Annotated in this window: 9 protein-coding genes; 2 read left to right on the top strand and 7 right to left on the bottom strand. The window is 69.9% G+C overall.

The annotated features are described in order from the left end of the window. Nucleotides 1–213 precede the first annotated feature (213 nt). The 6 genes from shbA to CXP56_RS08375 all read right to left on the bottom strand — a co-directional run bounded on the left by shbA (nt 214) and on the right by CXP56_RS08375 (nt 7,476). Entirely contained in the window at nt 214–894 is a 681-nt protein-coding gene (gene shbA, locus CXP56_RS08350; RefSeq protein ID WP_084609155.1) for an RNA polymerase sigma factor ShbA, read from the bottom strand. A 243-nt stretch (nt 895–1,137) separates the two neighbouring features. Then, nucleotides 1,138–1,404, bottom strand: coding sequence for a hypothetical protein (locus CXP56_RS08355; RefSeq protein ID WP_156899174.1), 267 nt, complete (start codon nt 1,402–1,404; stop codon nt 1,138–1,140). 3 nt (nt 1,405–1,407) lie between these two features. Continuing rightward, a complete protein-coding gene (locus CXP56_RS08360; RefSeq protein WP_028847450.1) occupies nt 1,408–2,025 on the bottom strand; it encodes a SigE family RNA polymerase sigma factor in 618 nt (205 codons plus the stop codon). Nucleotides 2,026–2,604: 579 nt separating this feature from the next. Beyond that, nucleotides 2,605–5,658, bottom strand: a complete 3,054-nt coding sequence (locus CXP56_RS08365; protein WP_028847449.1) for a beta strand repeat-containing protein — start codon at nt 5,656–5,658, stop codon at nt 2,605–2,607. A gap of 178 nt (nt 5,659–5,836) precedes the next feature. Beyond that, the gene (locus CXP56_RS08370; protein WP_286900645.1) at nt 5,837–6,832 is read right to left on the bottom strand and encodes a hypothetical protein; all 996 of its coding nucleotides are present in this window, start codon (nt 6,830–6,832) and stop codon (nt 5,837–5,839) included. 383 nt (nt 6,833–7,215) lie between these two features. Next, nucleotides 7,216–7,476 carry a hypothetical protein gene (locus tag CXP56_RS08375; RefSeq protein WP_038044912.1) on the bottom strand — a complete coding sequence of 87 codons (261 nt, stop codon included), beginning with the start codon at nt 7,474–7,476 and terminating at the stop codon, nt 7,216–7,218. Nucleotides 7,477–8,017: 541 nt separating this feature from the next. Here CXP56_RS08375 and CXP56_RS08380 point away from each other — a divergent pair. Continuing rightward, nucleotides 8,018–9,148 carry an AI-2E family transporter gene (locus tag CXP56_RS08380; protein ID WP_286900662.1) on the top strand — a complete coding sequence of 377 codons (1,131 nt, stop codon included), beginning with the start codon at nt 8,018–8,020 and terminating at the stop codon, nt 9,146–9,148. A gap of 10 nt (nt 9,149–9,158) precedes the next feature. Continuing rightward, entirely contained in the window at nt 9,159–9,836 is a 678-nt protein-coding gene (locus CXP56_RS08385; RefSeq protein WP_051310106.1) for a DUF1707 SHOCT-like domain-containing protein, read from the top strand. A 51-nt stretch (nt 9,837–9,887) separates the two neighbouring features. On the opposite strand, the gene CXP56_RS08390 is transcribed toward CXP56_RS08385, so the two are convergent. Beyond that, entirely contained in the window at nt 9,888–10,772 is an 885-nt protein-coding gene (locus CXP56_RS08390; protein WP_028847446.1) for a ribokinase, read from the bottom strand. Nucleotides 10,773–11,068 lie beyond the last annotated feature (296 nt).

The following is an 11,068-nucleotide window of genomic DNA, read 5'->3' on the forward strand; positions in this document are numbered from 1 at the left end:
CCCCTACGGCGAGACACAACATCGACGCGGGCCAGCTCCAGCGCGCCGAAACCGGCCCCCGACCGCGAGGCACAACACACCAGCGCATGCCGGCAGCCCTGGCCGACACCACCTCAACGGTGATCGAGGCCGAGACCACCGCGCCACCTCTGCCGGGAGCGCTCACCGCCGAGGACGGCCACACCGGTCGCACGCTGCACCGTCGACGACGCCTTACACCTGCGCGGTGACCTGGCGATCGGCCAGCAGTTTCCGCAGCTTGGCCAGCGCACGGTGCTGGCACACCCGCACCGCACCGAGCGACATCGACGTCGCCTGCGCGGTCTCCGCCACCGACAAGCCGACCACGAGACGCAGGGTCAGGACGTCTCGCTGGGTGTCGGACAGTTCCGCGAGCAGCGCACCCACCTGCTGACCCAGCTCGTCGTGCAGCAACCGCCGCTCCGGTTCCGCGGCGGTGGTCACCACGTCCGGGATGTCCGCGACCGGCGTGGACCGTTCCCGGGAGTACTTGCGGTGGAAGTCCATGATCTTGTGGGTGGCGATGCCGTAGACGAATCCGAGGAAGCTGGCGCCGGTGGATCGGTACGACCTCAGGGAGGTCAGCACCGCGATGCACACGTCCTGGGCGACGTCGTCGGCGGAGGCGAAGGTGCTCACCGACCGGCCGATGCGGGCGCGACAGTACCGCACGATCAACGGGCGCAGCTGGGCGATCAGGCGCTCGATCGCCCATTGATCGCCCGCCTTGGCCGCTTCGACGAGCTCCGCATACGGATCGGGGGTGGCTTGCTCCGCGCGGCTCGCTTGTTGCGGCCGGCTTGCTTGCTCCGAGCGGCCGGCCTGCCCCCGGCTGGGAGGCGCGGCTTGCCGGCGCTCACCCCGCGCGGGCATGAAGTGCTGGCGCACCCCGAACGACGGAGCCGCTGCGATGGAACTGGACATAGGAACCCCTAACGAGCGCCGATTTCGCGTGGCGTCGCCGGGGTCCAGGACGACGAGAAAGTGTTACTCAGGGTGACCGTGGACTGGGGCCTTTGTAACACACAAGAAGGAACTGTCTGTCATCATAGCGAAAACGGCCGTTCGTCACGATTGGTACATTCGAGGGATTTCGCCAACGGCGCGTCATCGCGCCTACACCACGGTCAGTAATCCGATGACTGCGCCCGCGGCAAGGCCCAATGCCGCGGCGAGCAGCAAGATCCATCGCGGGCTCGCAGACCCTCCCGCCGACCGCATCCCGGCGTCGTGCACGCTCGGTGACCAGTCGTCGGGAACCACCGTCTGTAGTTCTTGCGTAACTCGTTCGGATGAGCTTTGCCGGAAGAGTGCTCCACCGCCGTGGCCGGCTTTCGCCTTCAGCGCGTCGGCGATCAGTCGTTCCTCGTCACGGTCAGTCATCGGTCACGTACGCTTCATCGTCGCCTGCTCGACCTCACGCATGACGCGCTGGAGGGCGTCCAGGCCCCGGCTGGCCGTCGACTTCACCGACCCCCTGCTGATCCCGGTGGCCTCGGCGATCTGCTGTTCGGTCAAGCCGCCGTAGTAGCGCAGCACCAGGACCTCACGTTGCCGGGGCGGCAGCTTGGCCAACGCCTGCACCACGGCCTGGTGCTCGGCCGACATCATCGCCATGGACTCCGCGGACCGCGCCGTCACCGCATGCGGCGGGACGTACTCCCGTGCCGTCTTCCGGCGGCGCAGCACGCTCCTGGCTCCGTTCACGACCGCCGCACGCAGGTATCCGACGGCGGCCGCGGAATCACGCAGCCCTTTCCAGTTCCGGTGCAGTCCGGCGAACGCCTCCTGCACCACGTCCTCTGCGGTCGCAACGTCGTCCACCAGCAAGATCGCCAGCCGGACCAACCGCATCCGGTGCGTCTCGTACAGATCCGCCAGCGTCAACGGCTTGTCGCGTGCCTTGTCGCCGGAAGCCTCCTCGGGAAACGACTGGGGAGCATCCATTCGTCGCAGCTGTCCGAGTGTCCGCTCGACGGCGCTCTCGACGTCAGCTTTGGTCATGCTTCCTCCCCATTCGCACTGCCGCCCACGATATCGGCCCCCCGGCTCCCGCGTGGGAGCCGAACCGGCGAACACCCGCAGATACACCCGAGCGAGCAGTACCGGTGTACCGATTGACAATCGCCGATTTGGCGATCGACCGCTCCTGATCCCTGCGCGAGAGGCGGCAGCGCTGGACGCCACGGACGCGGTAACCGGTCAGTCTTGCCCCGAGCCCCGCACGAAGCGCACCCTCCCGCACAGAACCCCACGAACACCGCACCCACTCCCGCCCGATCCCCACACGACAAGCACCACTACCGGACCCCACGATCCGGCAACCGAACCGCCCCGAGCCACACAGCACCCTCCGCCCCAGGACCCCCCACACACACCGCACCCACTCCCGCCGACCCCTGCACGCAAGCCACCACTACCGGACCCCACGATCCGGCAATCGGACCTGCCCCCGATCCCGCACGATCCGGCCCCGTAGAGGCACACCGGACACGGCAGGGAGCTCCTCCGACCCTGCACAAAAAGGGGCCCCTCCCCGCTTGGCACCGCGGGGAGGGGCCGTGAGAAGGATCGATGACTCGATCAGCCCTGGATGTGCATCTGCTTGCCGCTCAGCGCGCCGGTCAGCTTGGCCCACAGGCCACGCAGCCCGGTCTGCTTGATGCCGGCGTTCCGCTCCACCGTCGGCAGGTCAGCCGGCGCAGGCAGGTCGACCTGCGGCAGCTGGACGTCCACCGGCAGCTCACCGGCGTCGGGCAGTTCCGGCAGCTCGGGCAGGTCGGCGATCTTCGGCAGCTCCTGGGTGACGTCCGGGGCGCCGGAACGCTGGTACGCCACGGTCTTCACCGGCAGCCCGTTCACCGACGGCAGCTCGGTGGCGAGCAGCTCGGCGCCGTCCAGCACCAGGCTGTGCAGCTCGTCCTCGCCGACGGTGACGTCGACGGTGTTGCCGGTCACCGTGCCGACCGCCTCGCCGAGCACGTCGACGCTGAAGTTGTACACCTGAGCCAGCACACCGACCGGCAGCTGCGCGTCGATCGCGTCGGTGTCGACCGCGCCGCCCGCGGCGCCGACCACCTCGTTCTCGGCGGTGCCGAACGCGTGGCCGCCGACGGCGACCGCGTTGCCCAGGACCTGCGCGATCGCGGCAGCGGGCAGGTCGAAGACGTTGCCGCTCAGCGCCCCAGCCTCGCCGGAGCTGGCGATGTCACCACCGGCGAACGGGTAGGTGCTGTTCTCCGCCCAGCCGTCGGCGAAGCCGGCGACGGTCACCGCGTCACCGAACACCTGGGCCACCGGCACCACGTCGGCGCTCAGCACGTTGCCGGACACCGAGCCACCGTCACCGTTGGTCTCGGTGAAGTCACCGCTGATCGCCGTCACGTCGTTGCCCGCAGCGCCCTGGGCGAACCCGACGACCGAGACGGCGTCACCGAACACGCCGGCCGCACCGCCGATCGGGCCGTTGACCACGTTGCCGCTCAGCGCCCCGCCGGAGCCGTCGGTGGTCGTCATCCCACCGGCGAACGCCTCGGTGACGTTGTCCGAGTAGGCCGTGGTGTTGCCGATCAGCGAAGCGCCGAGGCCGTGTGCCTGCGCGGGCAGCGCGTTGGTCACCGCCGCGACGTTGCCCGACGCCACGCTCCCGGCACCGCTGGTGTCGTTGTCACCACCCGCGGAGGTGGAGCTGAAGTTCTCCGCAGCGGCGGTGGTGATGCCGCCCGCCGCAGCGGACGCGCCGAACACCTGGATCGGAGCCGCGCTGGCCGCCTGGACGATGTTGCCGGAGCCGACCGCGTGCTCACCGGAGCCGGTGTACTTGCCACCGGCGGTGGTCTCGGTGTCCGAGGTGGCGAAGCCGTCGGCGATGCCGACACCGGCAGCGGACAGGCCGAACGCCTGCACCGGCTGCGCGATCGGCGTGGCGATCACGTTGGAGGCCAGCACCGCGTTGTCGTCCTCGGTGTTGCCGTCGCCACCGGAGCTGACGTCCTTCTCCTCTTCTGCCGAGGCGTAGCTGTTGCCGACCAGCGAAGCGGCGCCACCGAACAGCTCGATCGGGGTCGCCACCGGGGTCTGGACGATGTTGCCACCGCCGACCGAGCCGTCACCGCGCGAGCCGTTGTAGCCGCCCGCCTTGATCTCCTTGGTCTCGGTCGCCTCGGCGTCCGCCGTCCCGATCACCGAGCCGGCCAGGCCGAACGCCTCGATCGTGCCGCCGACCGGGGTGGTGGCGGTGGTGCCGCCCAGCACCGAGTCGGTGCCGTCGGTGAACGTCTCCCGGCCCGCCTTCGCCGTGGTCTCGTTGTCGCACTGCGCCGAAGCCTTGCCGACCACACCGGCAGCCGCGCAGTAGCCCTCGACCGGGAACGCCACCGGCGCGTCGGCCACCGTGCCGCTCAGCACACCGCCCACCGCGGAGGTGTTCGAGTAGCCACCGGCCTGCGCGGTCGTGCTGCTGGTGTTGCCTGCCGTGGTGCTCTTGCTCTCGCCGAGCCCCGAAGCGGCGATGCCGCCCACCGCACCTGCCAGGCCGTGCACGTTGACGTCGCTGGCCACCTGCGGCTGGATCAGCGTGCCGGAGGCCACGCCGTTGTCACCGTGGGTCTCCGCGTAGGTCTTCATGACCCGCGAGCCGTGCCGCACGTCGCCCGCCTGGGCCTCCGCGGAGGTGGCGTTGTCCGTGCTCTGGGCCTTGCCGATGCCGGCAAGCGCCGAGTTGTTCAGCTCGACCGGCAGCGCGACCGGCACACCGGCCACGTTGCCCGCCAGCACACCGTCGGTCCCGTCGGACAGCAGCGAGCCGCCGCTCTGGGCCTTCACCTCGCTGGTGTTGCCGCTGGAGTCGGCCTTGCCGATGAGCGCCGCGGCGTTGTTGGTCAGCTGCACCGGGGTGGCGCCCTGCGGGGCGATCACGTTCCCGGCGAGGACCCCGCCGGAGCCGTCGGTGGCGGTGTGGTCCCCGGTCTTGATCTCCTGGGTGGCGTTGTTGCCCGTCGAGGTCGCCTTGCCGCCGACGCCGAGCGCGTTGTTGGCGATCTGCACCGGCAGTGCGTAGTCGACGTCCACCACGTTGCCCGCCAGCACCCCGCCGGAGCCGTCGGTGGTGACGCCCGAGCCGCCCTCGTAGGTCTGCTGGTGGTCGCCGCCCGACACCTCGGCGTCACCGAGCAACGCGATGGCGTTGTTGGCGATCTGCACCGGGACGACGATGTCCACGCTGCCGCGGTTGCCCTCCAGCGTGCCTGCCTCGTGCGACGAGGTGGCCTTCTTGGCTTGCTGCGGAGCGGCCGCGGTGGCCTTCTGCTGCACCCCCTGGGCGACCGCAGCCGCCTTCTCGCCAGCCTGCTGCACCCGCTGGCCGGACAGCTTGGCCGCCGCGCCCTTCAGCGCGTCGGTGACCGGCTTGGTGCTGATGGTCTTCTTGACCTCGGGCAGGTTGACCTGGCCGAGCGGGGTGCCGATCGCGTTGTTGCCGATGTCGATCGGAATCGTCAGCGAAGCGTCCAACGGGTTGGCCGGCTTGTCCGGATTCACCGCGTCCTTCTCGTCAGCGGACGCGATGCCGGTGCCCAGCATCAGCAGGCCGCCGGTGACCAGCGCAGTCTGGAGGCCGCGCTTTGCCCAGTTCTGCATGATGATGATCCTTCTCCTTGATGATGTGAGGTTGTCCTGGTCGAGATCCGGCGATTCGGGGGGTCGCCGGGCGCGCCGCCGTCACGCGGGCAGCGCGGGGAGGCCGCAGCGGCGCGGACGAGTGAGCTGAACTGCGAGCAGCGATCGTCCGCAGGCGCCTACGGCCGCGGGGAGAACCTCAGTCAGGGGTGACACCGGGCTGACCGCCTGGGCGGTACACACCCGGAATGGAACGACGCAGCGTCGACGTGACGCCGCAGGCGGCAACAGCCGCCGTCGCAACGGTGATCGCCATCGGCGACCCGTCAACGTGCCCGCCGTGCGCGACACCGGCGTTCGGTGCCGTCGTCGCGGGCTGCCCGGGCGCGTCCGTCGGAACCTTCTCGCCCGGGAAGTCTTCGTCGGTCGACTGGTCGGCAGAGCCGAACCCAGCCTCGATGTCATCGGCGGCGCCGGTGACGGCGGCACGCCGGTTCAGGTCGTGCAGGGACAGCGGCGCGGTGACGGCCCGGTAGGCGGTCGCGTCGGTGGCCGGCAGCTGCTGGCCGACCGACGGCAGCAGCGGCATCAGCCCGACCGCGGGCAGCGTCGGCAGGAGCGGGGACTCCTCGTCGCCCGGCAGCACCGGGAGCTGCTCCTCCGGCCGGGTCACCTCGAACCAGCCGCACCATGCCCGGAAGCGCTTCGCGCACTGCGGGTCTCCCGGCTGGCCGGGCACACCAGGCGCGTCGGCGAACTTGCCGCCGCCCAGCACGTCGGCCAGCAGACCACCCAAGTCGTGCAAGCCCTTGCCGAGGTGGCGACCCAGCTTGCCGATGTGCGGCCGCGCCGACCCGGCTGCGGGGGAGTCCGTCAGCTGCGGCAGGCGCTCCGCCTCGGACTCGGGCTTGCCCGCCTGCTCGTCGTCCTTGCGGCCGCCGCGGAACGCCTCGCGGGCCTTCTCCGCCCCACGCTCGACCGCTTCCTTCATGGAGGCTGCCGCTTCCTTCATGGACGCGGCCGCCTTACGGGACGCCTCGGACAGCTTCTCCGCTGCCTCGGCGGCCTTCTCGCGGAAGTGCTTGCCCGCCTCGTGCATCGGACGGGCCGGGCTCTCGTCGGCCGTAGCGGCGTGCGCGACGCTGCCCGCCAGCGCCCAGGCAGCGACACAGCCCGCGATCACACCGCCGATCATGACGGCAGCGCGAGCCCACCAGCGCCACACGCGCCGGAGTGTCTGCGAGCCGGACTTAGCCACGGGAACCGGTCACTACCTTCGGGTCGGGTTGGACGAGCAATTCGGACAACTCGGGGTCAATGGGACGCAACGATGATCAAATCGTCGCTCTCCGTGTCTGGTTGAACACTATACGTTGCTCTACTTCGAGCTTCGCAGGGAGGGTCGGGGTTGGCACGTCCGGCACGCCCAGAGTCCCCGATCGTGTGACAAACACTCCGTGCAACCGGGAACCACGGCGGGTGATCGCACCAGGTCGAGCGTCTCCCCGGGCGCGACCGCGCCGGGGCGAGCCCGACCATCGTCGTTCCCGCCCCGGCACCCACGGTCGCTCGGCACGTTCAGCCGCCCAAGTAGTTGCCTGCCTCCTCGACGGCGTCGATCACCGAAGCCGGGACCCCCAGGTACGTCGCCGACACCAGCTGCGCGGCGCCCATGCCCAGGTTCTTGCCGCCTTCGATGAAGATCTGCTGCTGCTCGACCGCGCTCGGGAACGGCGGCACGTCGTAGGTCTCGGCCGCACTGGCCACCGCGGAGCCGCAGACGGCCATCCCGGCCGCGATGCCGAAAGCGGCACCGACCCGAATCAAGTTCTTGCGCATGATGTCGTTCTCCCTATCCGCCCGATGACGGGAATCGCAGGTGTTTGCCGAAACCAGGCCGGTGCGCCGGTTTCCGGCAATTGCTTTCCGAACACGGCAACTCAATCACGAGGCATGCCGGACGGCCACCCGAAGATCACACTGACGGGGTCGCCGAGAAGTGTGATGTTTCCGCTGGCAGGAGCGCTCTCAACGGATCACCCCCGACAAACCTCGGCGACCGAGGGCATCCGACGTCGGAATGACACGACGCCCAGCCTTCCATTGTTTCCCGGGCGTGAGCCGACCACTTTCAGCGACCCGGATCACTCGACCGAGCACATTTGTAGAAATGGTGTCACTATCGGTCTCCGCGCTATTCACTCGACGGATGTGACGTTTCCCGTCCGGGCGTCCCACACCGGGGGTGTCGTTCCTACCGGCAGTCGAATCCGGATACCGTGATGTGGTGAGCAACTCCGAGGAGTCCGCACACCGAGGTCAGGACGCTCCCGACGTCGGCGGCGAGCAGGAGGGCCCGGTCCAGCCCGGCGCCAAGGTCGTGCCTCCCCGGGACCTCTCGCCGCCACCGGAGGACGTGACGCCGTACGTGCCGGTCGGCGTCCGCATCGCGGCCGCCTACTCGTGGCGGCTGCTGGTCATCGCGGGCGCGCTCGGCGTGGTGATCTGGCTGATCGGTGAGCTCTCCGTGCTGGCCACCACGCTGGCCATCGCCCTGCTGCTGGCCGCGCTGATGGTGCCGTTGGTCAACCTGCTGACCCACAAGGCGCGGCTGCCGCGCGGGCTCGCCACGGCCGTCACGGTGATCGCCGGGCTCGCCGTGCTCGGCGGGCTGATGACGTTCGTGATCATCCAGTTCTCCGACGGCCTGCCCGCGCTGCAGCAACAGCTGAACCGGAGCCTGGACGAAGCGCGGCGCTGGCTCATCGAAGGGCCGCTGCACCTGAAGTCGAGCGACATCAGCCGGTTCATCGACCAGATGATCACGCTGATCCAGGAGAACCAGGCTTCCATCACCACCAGCGCGCTGACCACGGCGACCGCGGTGGGCGAGTTCCTCACCGGGTTCCTGCTGACCCTGTTCATCCTGATCTTCTTCCTGGTGCACGGCGAGCACATCTGGGCGTTCCTGCTTCGCGCGGTGCCCAAGCCGGCCAGGCAGGTGGTGGACAACGCGGGCAAGGAAGGCTTCGCATCGCTGATCAGCTACGTGCGGGCGACCATGGTCGTCGCGGTGGTCGACGCCGTCGGCGTCGGCATCGGGCTGTGGATCCTCGGCGTGCCGCTCGTCGTCCCGCTGGCCACGCTGGTGTTCCTCGGCGCGTTCGTCCCGATCATCGGTGCCGTGGTGGCAGGCGGCGTCGCGGTGATCATCGCGCTGGTGACGGTCGGCTGGATCAAAGCGCTGGTCCTGCTGGCCATCGTGACCGCGGTGATGCAGCTGGAAGGCCACGTGCTGCAGCCGATCCTGCTCGGCCGCGCGGTGAAGCTGCATCCGCTGGCGGTCATCCTGGCCATCACCGGCGGTCTCATCGTCTCCGGGATCGCCGGCGCGCTGCTGGCCGTGCCGCTGCTCGCGGTGCTCAACGCAGGCACGAAGTCGCTCATCGCCGATCAGCGCAACGCAAACTCCGGGAATTCCCCGGATTCGCCGGAGCCTGCCGAGGCCTAGCCTGGCAGGTATGAGCGCCGAGGGCACGACCGTCCACCCGCGCGACTACCGGGTGTCCGACGAGGAGCGCGAGCACGTCGTCCAGCTGCTGCAGAAAGCGATCGGCCGTGGCCTGATCGACCTGGACGAGTTCACCGAACGCACCGACATCGCCTACTCCGCCACCACTCGGAGCCAGCTCAACGTGGTGCTGTCGGACCTGCCCGGGCTGACCCACCCGGACGCCCCGCGGCCGGGATCGAGGCCGGGCGCCGGCCCCGGCGAGCCGGCTTCTCCGCCGTCCGACCGCCTCGAGCTGGTCAGCAGCTACGCGAACCTGGTGCGGGAAGGCCCGTGGTACGTCCCGGAATACGTGCTCGCCCGCAACAGGTACGGGAACACCCGGCTGGACTTCTCCGAGGCGGACTTCGCCGCGGACGTGGTCAACCTCGAGGTCGACTGCAAGTGGGGAAACGTCGTCATCACGATCCCGGAGGGCGCCGCGGTGGACACCAACGGGATCACCCACGTGAAGTTCGGCTCGATCGACGACCGCACGCACACCACCGGCAGGCCGGGCAAGCCGCGCATCGTGATCACCGGGCGAGTCCACGGCGGCACGCTGATCATCAGGTTCCCGCGGCGCGGCTGGTTCGGATCGATGTACGGGCACGGGTACGGCCACGGGCATCGACGGTGGCACTGCTGACGAGCAGCGGCTCGAGCCTCCGCGGCAGCCGTGCGGAAACGTGCGCTGGGGCTACGAGGCCACCTGAGCCCCGTGCCGGGTGACCACCTCCGCCGCCCGCACCACGGCCTTGCCGGTCGCTTCGCGTAGCGACGAACCGGCCGCCAGGTGACTGCACAGCGTCCCGGCGAACGCGTCCCCAGCACCGGTCGTGTCGACCACGTCGACCTGCGGCGCGGGCACCTTCGTGAGGCCTTCGGCGTCAGCCACCACCGCGCCGTCCGCGCCGAGCGTCACCACGACCGATCGGGGGCCCAGCTGACGCAACGCCTCGGCCAGCTCGGCACCATCAGCGGCCGCGTGTCTGCCGGGCAGCAGCGCAGCGGCCTCGTGCTGATTGACGATCAGCGGATCGAGCACACGCATCGTCTCGTCCGGCAGCTTCGCGACCGGAGAGGCGTTGACCACCACCCGCACGCCCGCGCCTGCGGCGATGCGCGCGGCGTACTCCACAGTCGGCAGTGGCACTTCGAGTACGGCGAACAGCACCGCGGCGGCTCGGATGGCGTCCGCGGCCCGGTCCACCATTGCGGTGTCCACCCGGGCGTTGGCCCCCGGCGACACGACGATCGTGTTCTCACCCTCCCGATCCACCGCGATGTAGGCGGCACCGCTGGGGCCGTCGGTGCGCTGCACCCAGGAGGTGTCCACCCCCGCGTCACCGAGCGCGGTGAGCAGCAGCTCACCGTTGGCATCCGAGCCGACCGCGCCCAGCAATGCGACTCCGACCCCGGCCGCGCCTGCGCGCGCGGCCGCCACGGCGGTGTTGGCGCCCTTGCCGCCGGGGGCGGTCACCGTGTCCCCACCGAGCACGGTTTCGCCGGGACGCGGATGCCGGTCGACCGGCACGATCAGATCAACGTTGGCCGAACCGACCACGATCAGGCCGTTACGCATGCCATCACCTTGGCACATCGCCGACAGCGGCCGCTGTGCGTCGATCGGAGGGGTTTCCCGCCGATCATGGCGCTCGTTCCGCACGAATCACACAAGAAGTGCAACAATGCACAGCAGCGGCACGACAGGTTGCTCGAGACCCCACGATCGAGCGAGGAACGCAACACGTCCCATGGCCGTCGGAGGCCTCGCATGCGTGCGGACGGCGTGACCGTCCGCATCACTGGGTCCGGCCGGATCCAGTTCGAGTCACCGGCGTCGGTCGCGTAGCCCCCCGAGCGACCGACGCCGGTGGC

Source organism: Thermocrispum sp. (genome assembly GCF_002919275.1).
GTDB classification, from domain to species: Bacteria; Actinomycetota; Actinomycetes; order Mycobacteriales; family Pseudonocardiaceae; genus Thermocrispum; species Thermocrispum agreste.